Genomic DNA, 18,102 nt, shown 5'->3' with positions numbered 1-18,102 from the left:
TGGATCAGCGCAGGGTGAGGCTGCGGCCGACGAGGCCGGCACGAATCCGCCGCTGGGCAGCGTCGAGCGGGGCCCGTTCGGCCAGCGCGGCCCGGTAGGCGGCGAGCAGCTCGACCGCCGGCTGTTCGCAGGCCGACGCCTCGGTACCCGCGGCCAGATCCCAGACCGGGACGACCAGACCATTCGCCCGGAAGAAGCCGACGAAGCGCGATCCCGGGCCGACGGTCAACTGATCGGCGGCGGCCAGCCGGGCGAGGGCGTCCAGCAGCGCCTCCTCCGAAGCGGCCACCGGCACCGCGTCGGTGCCGACATCGGTGTCGCTGTCGGACGGCGAGCCGGCGTCGGTGCCGCCGGGTGCGGCCAGCGGCAGTGACCAGCGCAGATGCCAACGGTCGCCGGGATGGCACCAGTACGCGGCCGCGACACCACCCAGTCGGACGGTGGGCACGACCGTGGCGTTCGCCCGCTCGAGCAGCGCGGCCGCCTCCTGGTTGGGGGAGTCCCCCTCGGCGCCGTCCGTGGACGGCAGCCACCAGCCGAACCCGTCCCAGACGGTGATCTCCAGCGGCGTCGGGTCCAGCACGTCGACCAGCCCGGGCAGCGCCGCGAGGCCGCCGGCCTGTTGGTTGACGAGCAACGGCGACGAGGCGGCCGGGGTGTCGATCACGCTGCCCGGCGTGGCGTCCAGGGCGGCCAGCAGCGCGCCGGCGATGTCGCGGGACACGTCCAGGCCGGGCACCGCGGTCTGGATCGCGATGAGGATCTCGCCGTCATCGCGGACCAGCGCCGGTGCCGCCTGCGGCAGCATCGTGCCGAGGATGATGCGCCGCCCGGCATGCTCGGGATGAGCCTCCAGATGGGCCGCCGACAGCTGCAACGGCGCGGTCGCGCTTGGCACCAGTTCCCGCAGGGCGACCAGATCCGGCTCGTCGCGGCGACCGACGAACGGCCGCAGGACCGGGGCGGGCCGACCGCGCCCACCATGGCAGGCCTTGTAGCGGCGCCCCGACCCGCACGGGCAGGGTTCGCGCGGCCCGACCACCGCGATCTCCCCGTCGGTGGACGGCGGCGCGCCCGACCGGTCTCGATCAACCGTGCCGGCGCCGACGGACGAGCCGGACCGGGAGCCGGTGGCGGTGGGCCGGGTGGAGCGGGCGCCCGGGCGCTGGGAGGCGGTTCGACGTGCGATCGCTGGCTCCTGGAGGATTCGGGGCTACCTGGCACCGGGGGACTCCGGCCCCGGTAAGGCTAGGCCATCGTCACCGCCGGACACGCGACGGCCGCGAGGGCGATTCCCGCCGGTGCCACACCGCTACCCTTTCAATTGGGCGGCAGCCCCCAGAAGATGTCCGGGAAAACCCTCGATCGGGACGCACGTTATCCCACGCCGATGTCACCTCGACCCGGCGATCCACAGGTCTACCGGGCACGATGATGGTGAGCTGGACGGGCCGCACCGGCCCTCTGGTGCTAACTGGACGTTAGCTGGACGTTAGCTGGGTTGGACTGTCGTCGAGCAGGACATTGGGGGACTGTTGTCAAAGGTCCTGGTCGCCGGTGGGGGGATTGCGGGAATCGCCTGCGCCTGCGTGCTTCAGGCGGGTGGGATCTCGGTGCGGGTCCGTGACCGCGGCCGCGTGATCGGTGGCCGGATGGCCTCACGCTGGATCGACGGTCGCATCGTCGATACGGGCGCGTCGTATTTCACGGTGACCTCGCCGCAGTTCGCCGAGGTCGTCGCGGACTGGACCACCCGTGGGGTGGCCCGGGCCTGGACCAGACGGATGTCGGTGCTGCGCGGCTCGGACCAGGCCCTGGTGATCGGCGAGCCGGGCCCGATGCGCTACACCGCGCCGGGCGGCCTGCGGTCCCTGGTCGCCGACCTCGCCTCCCGCAGCGGCGTCCGGGTCACCCAGGCGGCGCCGATCGCCCGGATCACCCCCGGCCCGTGCGTCGATGGTGAACGGGTCGACGCCGCGGTGCTGGCCATGCCCGACCCGCAGGCCGCCCGACACCTGGACGTGTCCCTCACCGCCGAGCGGGCGATGGTCGTCGACCGGCCGTGGCTGCCCGCGCTGACGCTGCTCGCCGGCTGGTCGCACCGCTGCTGGACGCCGCTCGACGGTGCCTTCGTCCACGAGGACGACACCCTGACGTGGATCGCCGACGATGGCCGCCGCCGCGGCGACCAGGCGGCGGTCCTGGTCGCCCATTCCACCGCCGGCTATGCCGCCCCTCGGCTGGCCGAGCCCGCGGCCGCCGGGCCCGGACTGCTCGCGGCGGTGCGCCGGCTGCTGGCCGTCGACGAGGCACCGCAGTGGCTGCAGGTGCAGCGCTGGTCGTTCGCCCGACCCGCGCAGGTCCACGATCGTCCGTTCTTCCTGTCCGACAATGCGATCGGCCTGGCCGGTGACGGCTGGGGCGCACAATCGAAGATCGAGAATGCCTGGCTCTCCGGCACCGCACTGGGCCATGCGATCATCGAGCGGCTCTCCTGAGCGACACGCCGACCGGCGCCGGCGCATGTGACCAAGAACTGACAAATGTCGGCCGAGCTGGTTCGATTGATGCTGTCACGGGGGGGTAGACCTGCCGACATGGAGATCAAACTCAGCCTGTCGTTGCCACGCGATGAGATCTCCATTCCGGTGGTTCGAAGAATCTGCACGCAATCCCTGAAAGTCCTCGGCGTCATCCGTGAATGCATCGACGACGTTGAGCTTGCGTTGACAGAAGCTTGTGCCAATGTGCTGATTCACGCCCAGATCGAGGACGAGTACGAGGTATCGGTCGGCGTGGACAACGAGGTGGCCGTCATCGAGGTCAGCGATCGCGGCGGCGGTTTCGACCTGACCGTCGATCCCGACCTGATCGCCAGCGCGGTCGCGGCTGAGGCCGCCCCCGAGAGCGCCCCCAGCAGCACTCCGGACGGTCTCAGTGACATCGCCACCGATGGCGTTCCCGAGCAGGGCCGGGGAATCTTCCTCATGAGGGCGCTGATGGATCAGGTGCAGTTCCACCGGGTGGACGGTCCGTACCGAGGCACCCGCGTCCATCTGGAGAAGGTTCTGGCCTGGGAGGAGAGCGCACCCGGCGCACGCCTGAGCCGACCACGCACTCCCTCCGGACCATGGGGAACTCCCACCCCGGGCCTCACCCCCAGCACCGCGCCACCCTCACCCTCACCCGCGCCGGCATCCTCGGCATCCGCCGAAATCCCCGGCCGCTCGGTCGCGTCAGAGACCATCGACAAGCCCCACTGACGGCCCGCCGCCCGTGCCGCCGGCGTCGTCGGCGGCCACCGACCGACGCAGGGCGGCGTGCAGCCCGGCGGGCGTGAGCATTCCGATCGGCTGCTCACGTGGATCAGTCTCGTCCGCTGCGGCACCGGATGACACGGCGTCACCGGGCACGCCGCCACCAGGAGTGCCGCCACCGGATGGGCTCGCCCCGGCGGTCGCGGCATAGACGTCGAGGGTGCCCCGGTCCTGCGCCAGGAGCGCGGCGAGCGCCTGGCGCAACGGCGCGCCCACCCGCACCCTGGCCGGGCCCGTCCCCACCGCGCCCCGCCCATCCGCCCCACCGGCACCGGACGTCCCACCGGCACTGTTCGCCCCGCCGGCAGAGTGCGGGCGGGGTGGTTCCAGATCGGCGGGGAGCAGGGGGGTGACGGCCAGCCGGCGCAGCGCCCGGTCGGCGCCGACGAAGTCGGCCACGAAATCGGTCGCCGGACGGCCCAGGATGCGCGCGGGCGGGTCGATCTGTTCCAGTGTGCCGCCCTGGCTGAACACCGCGACCCGGTCACCAAGCCGGATCGCCTCGTCCAGATCGTGCGTGACGAACACGACCGTCTTACGGATCTCCTGCTGCAGGCGCAGGAACTCGGCCTGCAACCGTGCCCGGGCGATCGGGTCGATCGCCGAGAACGGCTCGTCCATCAGCAACACCGGCGGGTCGGCCGCCAGGGCCCGGGCCACCCCGACCCGCTGCTGCTGACCGCCGGACAGCTCATGGGGATAACGCCGTCCGATGGTGGTCGGGTCCAGCCCGACCAGCTCCAGGAGTTCGTCCACCCGCGCCCGGATGCGCGCCGACGGCCAGCCGAGCAGCCGCGGCACGGTGGCGACGTTGCCCCGGACGGTCAGGTGCCCGAACAGCCCGACCTGTTGGATGACGTAGCCGATCCGCCGACGCAGCTGCACCGGGTTGGTCCGGGTGACGTCCTCGCCGGCCACCAGGATCCGCCCGCTGGTGGGCTCGACCAGTCGATTGATCATCTTCATGGTCGTCGTCTTGCCACAGCCGGACGGACCCACCATGCACAGCAGCTCTCCCGCCGGCACGTCGAAGCTCAGATCGCGCACGGCCACCGTGCCATCCGGATAGCGCCGACCCACCCCGACCAGCGAGATCATGGGATCCGCGCCGGCTTCGGGCTTCGTGGCGGTGGGTTGACCGGTTGTCGGCATCGTGTCCTCCCGACCGGTTACGGTGCATCGATGGCCATCGCCACGTCCGGGACCTGCCTCGAGCAGAACGCGTGGATCTGCGGAGACTATGTCCGTACGCGTTCCGACGAGCTGTGGACGGCCACCCGCGAACACATCTCACTGACGGTGACCGCGGTTCCGATCGGCCTGGTGATCGCCGCTGTGCTGGTCCTGTTCGCCCGGCGCTACCGGGTGAGCGTGCCCTGGATCGGCGGGCTCACGAACGTGCTGTACACGGTGCCGTCGCTGGCGTTCTTCGCGCTGCTGCTGCCGGTCACCGGCCTGTCGGTGACGACGGTACGCATTGGACTGGTGGTCTACACGCTGGTCATCCTGTTCCGGGGCCTGCTGGCCGGGCTCGACACCGTCCCGGACGACGTGCGGGAGGCCGCCCGCGGGATGGGTTACGGCCCCACCCGGCTGCTGCTGACCGTCGAACTCCCCCTCGCGCTGCCCGCGATCATGGCCGCGATCCGGGTCGCCACCGTCTCGACCATCGCCCTGGTCACCGTGGGGGCGGTGATCGGCCACGGCGGTCTCGGCAACCTGATCTACGACGGTCTGAACAGCTCGTTCAAGTCCGAGGTGCTGACCGCCTCGGTGCTGTGCGTGGCACTCGCCGTCGTCGCCGACCTGCTGCTGGTGGCCCTGCAGTGGCTGCTCACCCCCTGGCGGCACCCCTGGCGGCACCGCCGGCGGTCCCGCCGCCGGCCGGGCCGCGGCCAACCTGAAGCGACGACCGCATGAGCACGTTGACCAGTGCCTTCGACTGGCTCACCACCGGCTCGAGCTGGCGTGGCGGGGAGGGGATCGCGACCCGCCTCGGCGAACACGTGCTGCTCACCGCCGCCTCGGTCGGGATCGCGTCAGCGGTGGCCCTGCCGATCGGGATCGCCCTGGGTCACCTCGGGCGCGGCGGCACCCTGGCGATCAACATCTCGAACATCGGCCGGGCCGTGCCGACGCTCGCCGTGCTGGTGCTGCTGGCCATCGGTCCGCTGGGCATCGGCGACCTGACCACGGTGCTCGCGCTCACCCTGTTCGCCATCGCCCCCCTGGTCACGAACAGCTACGTGGGGATCCGCGAGGTCGACCCCGGCGCCGTGCTGGCCGCCCGCGGCATGGGCATGTCCGGCGGCCAGGTGCTGCGCCGGGTGGAACTCCCCCTCGCCCTCCCGATGATCCTGCTGGGTCTGCGGCTGGCCGCGGTGCAGGTGGTGGCGACCGCGACCATCGCCGCGCTGATCGGCGGCGGTGGCCTCGGCCGTTTCGTCGTGGACGGTCTGGCCAACCACGAGCAGAACAAGGTCGTCGGCGGCGCCATCCTGGTCGCCGTGCTCGCCCTCATGGTGGACGGCACCCTGTTCGCCCTGACCCGCCTGCTCACCCGGGCCCCACAGCCCACCCGTCCGCGCCGCTGACCATCCCAACCGCTGACCGCCCCAGCCAGCCGCCGCGAACCTGTCCACCCGAACACCCACTCTCCGCGGCCAGACCGCACGAACAGCACCCCACCCCCACCCCCATCACGCCTCGCCACGAGCCCCACAGCAAGATCCGCCTACACGGGTCGCCGTGGGGGGCAAATCGGACACGAAGACCCCCACAGCGACCCCTGTGCACCCTGCACACCCGCGCCCCCAGCCACGGCATCACGGAACGTGGCCATGGTTGAGGGTTGTGCCGCGTCGCACGAACAAGCCGGCAGAATCGTTGCCGACGGCAGACTCCACTGTGACGGTGTGCGATCACAGTTCGGGGGCGGCCGGGCGGGGCGCGGATCGGGATTTCCCACCTTGGCGCTGTCGTTTATGTGGGTTGCGGTTGCGGTGGGGCAGCGGCTGCGGGAGGGTGACGGCCGAACCCGTCCAGAGACCGCCGGAGGGCCGACCTCGTGACAGACCCGACAGCACTGATCGGAACGCGGCGTCGGCCGCGTGCCCTGGTGACAGGCATGGCCGCCCTGGTCGCCCTGATCCTGGGACTGGCCGCCTGCGGCTCGGACACCAGCGGCAGCACCAGCGGCGGAAGTTCGTCCGGCGCCACCGCGTCATCCGCAGGGGGGACGCTCACGGTCGCCGACGCCGGCTTCACCGAGAGCAGGATTCTCGCGGAGATGTACGCGGCGCTGCTGGAGAAGGCCGGGTACAAGGCCGAGCGGACGTCGGTGCAGCAGACCGAGCTCGCCCAGTCCTCCCTGGAAAAGGGCATCGTGGACGCCATGCCGCAGTACGTCGCGACATACGCGGACCTGCTCAACACCGAGATCAACGGCGCCCAGGCGGCCTCGGTCTCCTCACCTGACCTGCAGAAGTCCCTGACGGCGCTGCGTTCGCTCGCCGGGCGCCGCGGCCTGACCGTGCTCAACCCGGCGTCCGCCGTCGACCAGAACGCCTTCGCGGTGAGCAGGTCGTTCGCCACCGAGCACAAGCTGCGAACCCTGTCCGACCTGGGTGCCAGCGGCCTGAGCGTGAAGCTTGCCGCCGGCCCGGAGTGCGCCACCCGGCCGTTCTGCCAGCCGGGGCTGGAGAAGACCTACGGCATCAAGGTCAGCGAGATCGTGCGCACCGGCGTGGACACCCCGCAGACCAAGGCCGCCGTCAAGGACGGCAAGGCCCAGCTCGGCCTGGTGCTGACCACCGACGCCACCGTCGCCGACAGCGACCTCGTCGTGCTGACCGACGACAGGAAGTTGCAGAACGCGGACAACCTCGTCCCGATCGTCACCACGAAGTCGCTGACCCCGAAGATCTCCGCCGCGCTGAACAGCCTCGCCCCGGTGCTCACCACCGCCGACCTGGGCGAACTCAACAAGAAGGTCGACTCCTCCCGGGAGAAGCCGGCCGACGTCGCCCGCTCCTACCTCGAGGACAAGGGCCTGCTCTAGGTCAGGAGTGGCCGTAGGGCTCGGAGCCGGGACCGTCGCCTGACTCCTCCCCCGGCTCCGGGTCCGACACGGAGCCGGGGGTATGAGCCCCGACACCGATCAGTTCCACGTCCGTGGGGACGAGGTCGCTGGGATCCTCGTCGAAGATGACCGGCTCCGGATGCGCCGACGGGGCCACCATCGCCTCGGAATGAGCACCGCAGCCGTGGTCGATCGACGTCACCCGACCGTCGTCCGGGGCGAGTTCGTTGGCGCACGCGCCGAACAGCCGACCCAACGCCCCGGCCAGGCGGACGTGAAAGCCGCAGGTCAGGCACGAGGCTGGCGCCACCTTCGCGATGGACGCGCCGGGGCCCGCCTCACCGGCGTACCAGCGTTCGACGGCCTCCTCCCGGCCGGCCACCGACAGCACCCGCGGCCGGCCCAGGCCGAGTTCGACGAAGTCGTCGGTGTCGATGAGCTCCTCGACGTCGGTCACCCGCAACGCGAGCCGCGGATCGTCGATCGCGGTCGGCAGCAGGTCGCCGACGCCGACATCCCCGGGGCGCAGCCGCTGCGACCACGGCACCCAGGCCGGAGCGAGCAGCGCTTCGTCCCAGGGCATCAGCACCACGTCGTCGACGGTCGCCTTACGCACCCGGGCTGCCCGGGTGACCACGATCGTCCACACCCAGCCGTAGTAGGCGGGCGATTCGCAGGCGAAACGGTGCAGGACGATCCGGTCGCCCTCGGCTTCGACACCGAGATGCGCGCCGACCGCCTCCTCGCTGCCGGCCTCCGCAACGGCCGCGGCCCGGGCCAGGTCGACCGCGGCGGCACAGGCCGCGTCCACCCCCGAATCCCGACCTGCCCGCGCGCCCCGCGACTGTTCGGGCGCCACCGCGCCCGCACCGCTGGCCGGGGCCTCGCCAGTATCAGCCGGGAGTTCGCTGCCAGCCGAGGGTTCGCTGTCGGCTGAAGGCTGGAGTGCCGCGGGTTCGTCGGTCACCGCGGGCAGGTCGAAGGCCGCGGGCGGCCCGGCGAGTTCGTCCGCGTGAGCCACCTCGACGGACGGGCTTGACACGGGCACGCGGGTTGACTCGGTCGCGGCGAAACGAGCCTCTGGAGCATCCACGCAACGTATTCTCACCCACGGACACGTGCGCTGCCCGACATGGTCGTGGAAGCGCGGGCCAGGGACGAGGACACTCGGCACGGTGAACGTGGTCAGAGGCATCTCGGGGGGCACCCGTCGCCTGCGCACACGGGTCCGCGGCGCGGACGCGGAGCGCACCGGGTTGTCCTCGCTGACCGAGCTGTCCTTCGTGAACGCCGCCGGCGACGCGCTGGTCACCGTGGCGCTGGCCGGGTCGCTGTTCTTCTCGGTGTCCTCGGCCGAGGCACGGTCGAAGGTCGCCCTCTATCTGCTGATCACCATGGTGCCGTTTGCCCTGCTGGCACCGGTGATCGGACCGCTGCTCGACCGGGTGGCGCACGGCCGGCGCACGGCGCTCGCCGCGCTCTGTCTGGCCCGGGGACTGCTCGCCTGGCAGCTGGCCGGCGCGCTGGACGGGCTGTCGGTCTACCCGCTGGCCCTCGGTCTGCTGGTGCTCTCCCGCGCCTTCGGTGTCGCCCGCAGCGCCGTCACCCCCCGGGTGGCGCCGCCCGAACTCACCCTGGTGAAGGTCAATGCGCGCATCACTCTGATCAACGTCGTCGCCGGAGCGATTGTGGCGCCGGTGGGATTGGGCCTCGCGAACATTCCGTTCGTCGGCTACCCATGGGTGCTGCGGATGTGCGCGATCGTGTACATGGCCGGCGTGCTGCTGGCGTTCAACCTTCCCGGGCACGTCGATTCAGCGGCCGGTGAACTCCCGCTGCGGGCGGCGGCGGTGGCGCTGGAACCCGACACCGCGGGGCCCGGATCGCGGACCGGGATGCGGACCCGGTTGCGTGCCCGGGTGCGCGCCGTTCTGGGCGCAATGCCGGTGGCGTTGCGGGCCACTCTGGTCCTGCGCGGACTGGTCGGCTTCCTCACCTTTTATCTGGCGTTCCTGCTGCGCACGAACGGCGGCAACAATCTGTGGCTGGGCGGCCTCGCCATCGCCGCCGGTGTCGGCAGCGGGCTCGGCGTGGTCGCCGGTGGTCGCCTCGGCCAACGCCGGCCGGAGGGCATCCTGGTGCTGGCCATGATCCTGGCGGCCGGAGGATGTGTCGGCGCGGCCGTCACCTACACCCGACTCACCTCGCTGCTCGCCGCGCTGCTGGCAAGCCTCGCGGGCTCCATGGGCAAACTGGCGCTGGACGCGATCATCCAACGCGACGTGCCGGAATCATCGCGAAACTCCGCTTTCGCACGCTCGGAGACGGCGCTGCAGCTCGCATGGGTCGCCGGGGGTGCGATCGGCCTCGTCGAGATGCCCGGCACCCTGGGCTTCGCCCTGGCCGCGATCGTCGTCGTCATCACCGGCGTCATCCAGTCCCGCGCCCTGCACCAGGCCCGCCAGGCCGCCCGGGCCGGATTCACCGCGCAGCCACGGGTCCCGTCGGATCCGTGGCCGGGCGGCCCACCGGAAGCACCGGTGGGTGTCGCCCCGGAGCAGACCTGGCCGCCGACCGAAACGATGCCCGCCGAGGCATACCAGCCAGGCGGTCAACCACCGGGTTGACGTGCGGAGGCGATGGTCAGGTGGTAAGCACCTCGGTGCCCGATCCGGCGGGCGTCTCAACGCGGGTACCCCCGTTACACCGCCGCAGCCCACGCAATGCGCATGCCATGCCGCACACGGCCATCGACGACACGCAGTGTCGTCTGTGGTGCTATGGTCCGGCAACACGTCCGATTTGCACCACATCGAAAACCCCGTGCCGTTACCTTGCCGTCCGGTGCGGTGGCATTCAGGCGAATCGACCCGCACATTCAGGACGGCGGACGAGGACATTCCAGACGATGACACGGAGGCGGTCGTGAACCGCACCCTGATCGTCACCGCGGTGACCGCTGAGGCGGACGCGGTGTGCGCGGGACTTATGGGCAGCTGGTCACGCGGGCGAACCCGGCTACCCGCCGGCCCGGCGAACCTGGTCTCTCCCGACTGGGACCGTCAACTGCTCACCACATCCACGCTGGGCCCGTACGTGGGCCGGCGGCGCGGCCCGGTCACGGTGCTCGCCGCGGGCACCGGCGGACCCGCGGCGGCGGCCGGGGCGGCGACGGCGCTGGCTGTCGCCAACGCCAGCGGCCAGCCCTTCGATCTGGTGCTGATGATGGGCGTGGCCGGCGGATTCCGTGGCTGGGCCGAGATCGGCGATCTGGTCGTCGCCGAGCGGATCGTCGCCGCGGACCTCGGCGCCGAATCCGGTCTCGACGAGGAGCCGCCCGCGGCCACCACCCGGATCAGCGAGCTTGACCGCAACCTCGGTTTCCACTCCACCGGCGCGCCGACCCACCGCGCCGGTGACGGCCGGGCCGGCGCCGAAGGCGCCTTCCTGACTCTGGATGACCTGGGCCTGGGCTCGTCCACGGCCCGTCCCGACCCGGAGCTGGTGGCCCGGTTCGGCACCGTGCTGGACGCCACCGGCCGGCGGATCGTCACTGGCACCGTCGTCAGCGTGTCGACCGTCACCGGCACCGAGCGCCGCGCCGCCGCCCTGACCGAGCGGCTTGACCCGGTCGCTGAGGCGATGGAGGGTTATGCGGTGGCACTCGCCGCCCGTGCCTTCGGGGTGCCCGCGGTGGAGATCCGGGCGGTCAGCAACCCGGTCGGTCGGCGTGACCGCGCGGCCTGGAACCTGCCGTCGGCACTGGCCAGCCTGCGGATGGCCGCCGCCGCCCTGGTGGCTCATCCCGAAGGCCTGGTCGCCGTCGCCGAAACGGTCACCTCCTCCGGAGCCGGCCAGGGTACGCACAACGGCAACGGCGTCGGCCCGCACACCGGGTAGCCCGACGCACCAGTGGCAGTGGGGCACCAGGGACAGTGGAGCGGTGGATGAGCGTTGACGCCCAGCCGGGCACGAACCGACCGGGGCAGCCGCGGCCGCTGTCCCTGGCCATCTCGCCCTGCCCGAACGACACGTTCTCCTTCCACGCGCTCCTGCACGGGCAGGTCACCGACGCGCCCGCGGTGACCGTCACCTACGCCGACATCGACGTGCTCAACGGTCGCGCCGAGCGGCGACGCGACGATCTGGTGAAGGTCTCGTACGCCGCGCTGCCCTGGCTGCTCGCCGACTACCAGCTGCTGACCTCGGGCGGTGCGCTCGGACGCGGCTGTGGGCCGCTGGTGCTCACCGCCGGGCGCACCGATCTGCGCGGCGCCCGGGTCGCCATTCCGGGCACCCGTACCACCGCCTACCTGCTGTTCCGGCTGTGGGCCGCGGGTGTCGGCCTGGCCGCGATCGACGTCCTGCCGTTCGAGCAGATCATGCCGGCGGTGCGGGCCGGTCGGTATGACGCGGGCCTGGTCATCCACGAGTCACGCTTCACCTACCCGTCCTACGGGTTGACAGCGGTGGCCGATCTCGGCGACTGGTGGGAGGGGCAGACCTCGCTGCCGATCCCGCTCGGCGCCATCCTCGCGCGCCGCGAGCTGGACGGTCCCGCGCTGTCCGAGGTGGTGCGCGACAGCGTCGCGCGGGCGTTCGCCGACCCGTCCGCGTCCCATGAGTACGTTCTCGCGCACGCGCAGGAGATGGAATCCGACGTCGTCGAGGCGCACATCAAGCTGTACGTCAACGAGTTCAGCCTCGATCTCGGTGACGAGGGGTTCGCCGCGGTCGAGGCGCTGCTGGCCCGCGCCGCCGCGGCTGATCTCGTTCCCCACCTCACCCAGCCGCTGCGCTGACCGCACCGGCCGCCGGGCTCCCGATGACTTTCGGTTCACACCCGGCTGGCCATGCGGGCATGGTTCGTCGGTGCGGGCGGATGGCAGGATGGGCCGGTGAGCTCTGACCAGATCCCGGCCGTAAGCGCCGACGACCTGCCCATCGACCTGACCACGGACGGCGCGCCCCTGCTCGTCGATGTCCGGGAGTCCGACGAGTGGTCCGCCGGGCACATCGCCGGCGCGCTGCACATCCCGATGGGGGATGTGGTCGCCCGCCTCGACGAGGTTCCCCGCGGCAAGGACATCGTGGTCGTCTGCCGCTCCGGGCGGCGTTCCGCCGCCGTCACCAGCTACCTGGCGCAGGGTGGCTGGCAGGTCCGCAACCTCACCGACGGCATGGTCGGCTGGCAGGCCCGTGGGCGTCCCATGGTCGCCGAGGGCGCCGCCGTCCCCACCGTGCTGTAACCGGTGCCGCGGTGGCGAACATCGACCCCGGTGGTCGGGTTCGACCTTGACCTGACCCTGCTCGACGCCCGGGCGGGCATCCGGGCGACCTTCGCGGCCCTGTCCGCGGAGACCGGCGTCGCCGTCGACGGCGACGCCGTTGTCGGCCGGCTCGGGCCGCCCCTGGAAACCGAACTGGCCTCCTGGTTTCCGGCCGCGCAGATCCCGGCCCAGGCCGATCGTTACCGGCAGTTGTACGCGGTGCACGCCATCCCGGCGTCAGCGCCGATGCCGGGTGCCGCGCGGGCCGTCGCGGCCGCCAAGGGCACGGCCCTGCTCGAGCAGCACGTCGACATCTTCGTCGGCGACCACGTCGGTGACATGATCGGCGCCCGTGCCGGGGGTGCGCACGCGGTCGGTCTGACCACCGGCCCATGCTCGGCGGACGAACTGCGCGCCGCCGGAGCCGACACCGTGCTCACCCACCTCGACGAGTTCCCGGCCTGACTCGCGGCCGAAGCCGCGAGCCTAGGCTGACCGTTCAGACAACCGGGGCGCCCTCACCCTGCTGGTGCGCACCGCGCTCGGCGTGCTCCCGGTAGGTCGCGGCCTCCCGCTCGGACACCGTCAGCCCGTCCGCGGCCTGGCGGGCCTGCGGGTCGTCCGGGCCGGCGTCCGCTCCGCGGACGGCTTCGTCCCGCTCCCGGCCGGCCTGGGCCGCCTCGACGTCATCCCGGGTACGAAAGTCCTCCGGAACCCGCGCGTCGTCATGTTCGAGCTTCGACATCGACTCGCTCCTCATCCTTGGGGGCCGGCCGTCCGGGGGAGGACGGCCGGCTCGGGTGTCGCGAGCAGGCATGCCCGCCGACCGTCGCGGATAACACGCGTCGGGAAGTCGTCACAGGTCAGGTCGATCCGAGCGCCGATCGCTACCGAAGCCCCACGTGTGGTGCGGTCGACCGATAGCCTGGGAGACCCGCAGCTTTCGCCGCGTTGTCCTGTCGTTACTCAGAACGAGGTCGCCCGTGCCCACCGGCAAAGTGAAGTGGTTCGACGTCGACAAGGGCTTCGGCTTTCTCAGCCGGGACGACGGTGGCGACGTTTTCGTCCACAAGGCGGCTCTTCCCGCCGGGACAGACCGGCTCAAGCCGGGTGATCGGGTGGAGTTCGGCGTGGCCGCCGGTCGACGCGGTGACCAGGCGCTGTCGGTGCGGCTGCTGGCCGTGCCGCCGTCGGTCGCCAAGGCCGCCGCCCAGGCCCAGCGGCACAGCCCCGACGAACTGCACAGCATGGTCGAGGACATGATCAAGGTTCTCGACGACGTGCAACGCGACCTGCGCCGCGGGCGCTATCCCGACCGGCGCATCGCGCAGCGGGTCGCCAAGGTCGTCCATGCCGTCGCCAATGAGCTGGAGGCGTAGCCTCAGAGCTCGGGCGGCACCACGAAGCTCACCCGCCGGCCACATCCCCGGCACACCGCCACCCGCGTGTCCGGCTCCTCATCGGAGGGCACGAGGTGCCCGAGCGGAACCGGCCCATCGCACCAGGGGCAAAGCAGCCATGGCCCATGCACCTCACGCCGACCACCCCCCGCTGCCGACCCCCCCGAGCCCCCGCTGTCCGAGCCAGCGCCGCCCGAGCTCTCGTTCGCGTCGGCGCTCATCGGCGACCGTGCGGCTGGCCCCGCGTCCGGCCGCGGCCTCGCTCATGGGTGTGCATTCCTCCACATTGCCCCACGGCCACACGGAAACATCCCACGATCGCAACACATTGTCGTACAGCCGACCCGAACAGCCGACGGTCGGCCGGTGTGTGCCGATGGGCGCGCGCCGTGCGGCAGACTGCGAACGTGGAGCGCGCAGTGCGCCGGTCCGTGCGGCGAAGGTCGCGACGAGGCCGGGGACGCGGGTCGAATCGGGAGTTGAGAGGCATTCGGGTGACTAGCAGTGGGCGGCGGTCGTGACCTCCCCCGTACGGTGCTGACCATGGTGGACGACGCCGCGGGCCACGGCCGGCGCCGCAATGATCCCGGCGACCCGCTCAATCCGCACGAACCACGCGTGATCGGCCCCTACACGCTGATCAGCCGGCTTGGCGTGGGCGGTATGGGCACGGTGTACCTGGCCCGTACCACGGCCGGGCGGCGCGTCGCCGTCAAGGTCATCCGACCGGATCTGGCCGCCGACGAGGAGTTCCGCCGTCGTTTCCGGGCCGAGGTCGAGGCCGCCCGCCGGGTCGCGCCGTTCTGCACCGCCGAGGTCCTTGACGCCGACCCCTACGCCCCCGCTCCCTACCTGGTCACCGAGTACATCGACGGTGTCCGCCTCGACGAACAGGTCGACCGCGGCCCGCTGACCTCGTCCACCCTGACCGGTCTCGCCGTCGGCGTCGCCACAGCGCTGACCGCCATCCACAGTGCCGGCCTGGTCCACCGCGACCTCAAACCGAGCAACGTGATGCTGTCGCTGTCCGGCCCGCGGGTCATCGACTTCGGCATCGCCCAGGCGCTTGAGGGTGCCAAGGCCAAGCCGACCGCCTGGGGTTTCGGATCGGCCGGCTGGATGGCACCCGAACAGGTCCACGGCCATCCGATCGGTCCCGAGGCGGATGTGTTCGCCTGGGGCATCCTGATCGCCTACGCCGGGACGGGACGCCACCCCTTCGGCGAGGGCTCCGACATCGACCTCGGCATGCGCATCGTCGGCGCCCCTCCCGACCTGCGCGGCCTGCCCGAGCCGCTGGTCAGCCTGGTCTCCGCGGCCCTGGCCAAGCATCCGGACGACCGTCCCAGCGCTCGTGAGCTGCTGCTGCGCCTCGTCGCCGGCCCGCCGACCCATCGCGACGCCCTCGGACCCGCCTTCGGTCAGGTCGAGGAGCTGCTCAACCGCACCGGCGAGGTGCCCCGCCCCGCCCCGACCCGGGTCGGCCCGGCCACCTCGGCTCCCGCCCCCCCACCGCCCCGCGGCCGTACACCCGCCCCCGACACACTGCCGCGCCCGGCCCTGCCCGCACGTGAATCCCCCCTGCCCCGCGAGGCACCGATGTCGCGTGAGGCACCGATGTCGGCCCGGGCGGGGATGCCGCCACCGCGGGTGGGAATGCCGACGCGTGACCCCGGCCGACCCCGCGAACCCGGCCCCCCACCCCGCGGTGCCGGCGGCGGAGCACCACGAGGAGCCGGACCGCCTGTTCGCGGCCCGATGCCCTCGCCCGCCCCGCCGCCGCGGATGGCCCACTCGGCACCGCTGGGAGCACCCCCCGCACCCGCCGGCACCGGACCGGTGCCACTGCCCGGCGCGGCTCCCGGTACCGGTGGGCCCGGCGGACCGAGCCAGCCCTACGGCCCCTATCCGCCGGCACCGAGCCGCCGCGGACCCGACCGCCGCCAGCTCGCCCTGATCGCCGGGGTGATCGTCGCCGCCGTGATCGCGGTCATCGTGATCGTGTCGCTGCCCAAAAACGACGGCTCGGGCGGTACCGGACCAGCCACGGTCACCACGTCATCTGCCGGCGCGACGCCGTCACCACGCGCCCCCGGGATCGGCGATACGGTCACCGACCAGGGTCTCGCCTTCACCGTCACCGACCTGGACTGCTCCCAGAGTCAGCTCGGCGAGGGCATTCTGGCGCTGCGCGCCAACGGACGCTTCTGCCTGGCCAAGGTGACCGTCAGCAACACCGGCGGCACCGAGGCGTCCCTGGACAACGCCGCCCAGTTGCTCCTGGACAGCCGGGGCGACAAGCACGAGTCGAGTCTGCTCGCCCGCCTCAAACTGGGCGAGGATCTCTGGGAGACCATCGAACCCGGCGAGACCAGGCGCGGCACCCTGGTCTTCGACGTGGCCAAGGATGCCCAGCCGCGTGTCCTCGAGCTGCATGCCAGCCCGCAGAGCTCCGGCGCACGCCTCACCATCCGCTGACACCAGTCCCACCGCGCGCTCCGCTTTGGACCGCACCAGCGCACTGTGCGGGGTCACCCGGCCACACAGCGATTTTCTGCTGGGATCTCCCCTCGACCTCCCGCACCTGTCACCCACGGCGCACGGCAGCCGGCTAACGTGACTGTCTGCTCAAGCAGACGCAAGACGGATGGGCGGTGTGGTCGTCCACTGACCACACATCGCCAAGACGAGGAGACAGGTGCGAAGCAGCGGTGTCAGCGTCGGCCGGCTGGGGATCCTGAGCATCGTCGCTCTCTGCGTCGGTCTGACAGCGTCCTGCTCGGGTAGCACCGCTGACCGGGTTGGCTCGGCGCTTGGCCTGTCCAGCACGTCCCCGGCCGCCGCGGCCGCCGGTGGATCCGGGACAGCCCTCTCCCTGCTGGGCACCCTGCCCGTCCGCGCCGAGGACAGTTCGCCGAAGTACCGCCGGGACGCGTTCGGTACCCCCTGGTCGGACGTCGACCACAACGGCTGCGACACCCGCAACGACATCCTTCGCCGCGACATGCGCAGCACGACCCTGCGCAAGGCGGACAACTGCACGGTGCTCACCGGCGAGCTCACCGACCCGTACACGACCCGGATCATCCGGTTCAACCGCGCCCGCAGTGCGTCCGCCGTCCAGATCGACCATGTCGTCGCGCTCGCCGACGCATGGCGCACCGGCGCTCTGGAGTGGACCGACGCCCAGCGCCTGCAGTTCGCCAACGATCCCCAGAACCTGCTGGCCGTCGACGGTCCGACCAACATCCGCAAGAGCGACCAGGACGCGGCCGAATGGCTGCCGCCCAGCCCCGGCGAACAGTGCCCCTACGTTGCCCGCCAGGTCGGACTGAAGTCGCGCTACCACCTGTGGGTCACCTCGGCCGAGGCGACCGCCATGCGAACCGTCCTCCAGAAATGCTCCACCCAGTCCCCCCTGGGCCTAACCCCCACCCCCTGACCCCCAGCAAGATCGCCCCCACCTGATCATCGCCGCTTTCCGCGACCGCTTCGCCGACCCCCGCGGCGCGAAAACCCGCCCCACACCAGTCACACCCCGCACATCTTCGACCACCAAAAGCCACAAATCGCGCCCCTGGGACCACCACCGCCGCCGCCAGACACAACGCCGCCCCCGAACCGTGGTCACCCAGCCCCGGCCCACCACGCCCAGCGACCACACTTCGACCTGGACCGCCCCGCCCCCGCATCCACGCCAAACAGTGACGCTCCGCGACCCCGTAGTCCAAGATCGCGGATACACGAAACGCACAGGCACCCCTCGCGAACGCACCCGCCCCCGACCCACCCCACGCCACCCGCGCAGCCGCCCCGCTCCACAAAAAAAGGCGACGACAAGACACAGTCACCACCAGGAGAAGCGCCGCCACGAAGCGCCACAAGCCACAAGCAGACCCGAGACACAAACACCCCGCCCCCCCGAAGCCGAAGGCGAGCCCCCCACCCCCGTAGGCCCGTGGGGGGTCTCGGGGGGGGGGGGGCGCCCCCCCCCCCCCGCCCGGGGCCCCCCCCCCCGCCCCCCGGGCCCCCCC

General features: G+C 71.9%; 17 protein-coding genes. 13 read left to right on the top strand and 4 right to left on the bottom strand.

From position 1 onward, the window contains the following. Positions 1-4: 4 nt before the first annotated feature. Positions 5-1,189 (bottom strand): DUF5926 family protein, encoded by a 1,185-nt coding sequence (locus MXD61_RS02335; RefSeq protein ID WP_374628357.1) that lies wholly within the window; start codon positions 1,187-1,189, stop codon positions 5-7. 346 nt (positions 1,190-1,535) lie between these two features. On the opposite strand from MXD61_RS02335, the gene MXD61_RS02330 reads away from it, so the two are divergent. Further along, positions 1,536-2,498 (top strand): NAD(P)/FAD-dependent oxidoreductase, encoded by a 963-nt coding sequence (locus MXD61_RS02330; protein WP_251079301.1) that lies wholly within the window; start codon positions 1,536-1,538, stop codon positions 2,496-2,498. Between the two features lie 99 nt (positions 2,499-2,597). Continuing rightward, positions 2,598-3,263 carry an ATP-binding protein gene (locus MXD61_RS02325; RefSeq protein ID WP_248811215.1) on the top strand — a complete coding sequence of 222 codons (666 nt, stop codon included), beginning with the start codon at positions 2,598-2,600 and terminating at the stop codon, positions 3,261-3,263. On the opposite strand, the gene MXD61_RS27850 is transcribed toward MXD61_RS02325, so the two are convergent. Next, complete coding sequence (locus tag MXD61_RS27850) at positions 3,237-4,415, bottom strand: ABC transporter ATP-binding protein (protein WP_374628355.1); 1,179 nt, start codon at positions 4,413-4,415, stop codon at positions 3,237-3,239. The genes MXD61_RS02325 and MXD61_RS27850 overlap by 27 nt on opposite strands. 84 nt (positions 4,416-4,499) lie before the next feature. Here MXD61_RS27850 and MXD61_RS02315 point away from each other — a divergent pair, with 84 nt between their 5' ends. The 3 genes from MXD61_RS02315 to MXD61_RS02305 all read left to right on the top strand — a co-directional run bounded on the left by MXD61_RS02315 (position 4,500) and on the right by MXD61_RS02305 (position 7,377). Further along, positions 4,500-5,237 (top strand): ABC transporter permease, encoded by a 738-nt coding sequence (locus MXD61_RS02315; protein ID WP_248811214.1) that lies wholly within the window; start codon positions 4,500-4,502, stop codon positions 5,235-5,237. Then, positions 5,234-5,911 (top strand): ABC transporter permease, encoded by a 678-nt coding sequence (locus MXD61_RS02310; protein ID WP_248811213.1) that lies wholly within the window; start codon positions 5,234-5,236, stop codon positions 5,909-5,911. The genes MXD61_RS02315 and MXD61_RS02310 overlap by 4 nt, the downstream gene beginning before the upstream one ends. A gap of 533 nt (positions 5,912-6,444) precedes the next feature. Further along, positions 6,445-7,377: an ABC transporter substrate-binding protein gene (locus MXD61_RS02305; protein WP_248811379.1), complete on the top strand. Its 933-nt coding sequence runs from the start codon at positions 6,445-6,447 to the stop codon at positions 7,375-7,377. 1 nt (position 7,378) lies between these two features. Here MXD61_RS02305 and MXD61_RS02300 read toward each other — a convergent pair whose 3' ends face one another. Beyond that, complete coding sequence (locus tag MXD61_RS02300; protein ID WP_248811212.1) at positions 7,379-8,491, bottom strand: DUF3027 domain-containing protein; 1,113 nt, start codon at positions 8,489-8,491, stop codon at positions 7,379-7,381. A gap of 82 nt (positions 8,492-8,573) precedes the next feature. Here MXD61_RS02300 and MXD61_RS02295 point away from each other — a divergent pair, with 82 nt between their 5' ends. From MXD61_RS02295 to MXD61_RS02275, 5 genes are all read left to right on the top strand, one after another. After that, a complete protein-coding gene (locus tag MXD61_RS02295) occupies positions 8,574-10,025 on the top strand; it encodes an MFS transporter (RefSeq protein ID WP_308222665.1) in 1,452 nt (483 codons plus the stop codon). A gap of 298 nt (positions 10,026-10,323) precedes the next feature. Continuing rightward, complete coding sequence (mqnB, locus tag MXD61_RS02290; protein ID WP_248811211.1) at positions 10,324-11,298, top strand: futalosine hydrolase; 975 nt, start codon at positions 10,324-10,326, stop codon at positions 11,296-11,298. Between the two features lie 47 nt (positions 11,299-11,345). Beyond that, positions 11,346-12,200 carry a 1,4-dihydroxy-6-naphthoate synthase gene (locus MXD61_RS02285; protein ID WP_248811210.1) on the top strand — a complete coding sequence of 285 codons (855 nt, stop codon included), beginning with the start codon at positions 11,346-11,348 and terminating at the stop codon, positions 12,198-12,200. Between the two features lie 96 nt (positions 12,201-12,296). Next, entirely contained in the window at positions 12,297-12,647 is a 351-nt protein-coding gene (locus MXD61_RS02280) for a rhodanese-like domain-containing protein (RefSeq protein WP_163549805.1), read from the top strand. Between the two features lie 30 nt (positions 12,648-12,677). Further along, positions 12,678-13,133 carry an HAD hydrolase-like protein gene (locus tag MXD61_RS02275; RefSeq protein WP_308222664.1) on the top strand — a complete coding sequence of 152 codons (456 nt, stop codon included), beginning with the start codon at positions 12,678-12,680 and terminating at the stop codon, positions 13,131-13,133. A 34-nt stretch (positions 13,134-13,167) separates the two neighbouring features. Here the strand turns inward: MXD61_RS02275 and MXD61_RS02270 are convergent, their stop codons facing one another. Then, positions 13,168-13,413, bottom strand: a complete 246-nt coding sequence (locus tag MXD61_RS02270) for a hypothetical protein (protein ID WP_248811209.1) — start codon at positions 13,411-13,413, stop codon at positions 13,168-13,170. Between the two features lie 238 nt (positions 13,414-13,651). Between MXD61_RS02270 and MXD61_RS02265 the strand changes: the two genes are divergently transcribed. The 3 genes from MXD61_RS02265 to MXD61_RS02255 all read left to right on the top strand — a co-directional run bounded on the left by MXD61_RS02265 (position 13,652) and on the right by MXD61_RS02255 (position 17,510). After that, positions 13,652-14,047 (top strand): cold-shock protein, encoded by a 396-nt coding sequence (locus MXD61_RS02265; RefSeq protein WP_163549802.1) that lies wholly within the window; start codon positions 13,652-13,654, stop codon positions 14,045-14,047. Between the two features lie 564 nt (positions 14,048-14,611). Next, on the top strand, positions 14,612-16,546 hold the full coding sequence (locus MXD61_RS02260; RefSeq protein ID WP_248811208.1) for a serine/threonine-protein kinase: 1,935 nt from the start codon (positions 14,612-14,614) through the stop codon (positions 16,544-16,546). A 220-nt stretch (positions 16,547-16,766) separates the two neighbouring features. Further along, positions 16,767-17,510: an HNH endonuclease family protein gene (locus MXD61_RS02255; protein ID WP_248811207.1), complete on the top strand. Its 744-nt coding sequence runs from the start codon at positions 16,767-16,769 to the stop codon at positions 17,508-17,510. Positions 17,511-18,102 lie beyond the last annotated feature (592 nt).

The sequence above is a fragment of the Frankia sp. AgPm24 genome (genome assembly GCF_023243055.1).
Classification (GTDB): Bacteria; Actinomycetota; Actinomycetes; order Frankiales; family Frankiaceae; genus Frankia; species Frankia umida.
Note: the sequence above shows the minus strand (reverse complement) of the source record. Positions and strands in the feature narration are given on the sequence as shown.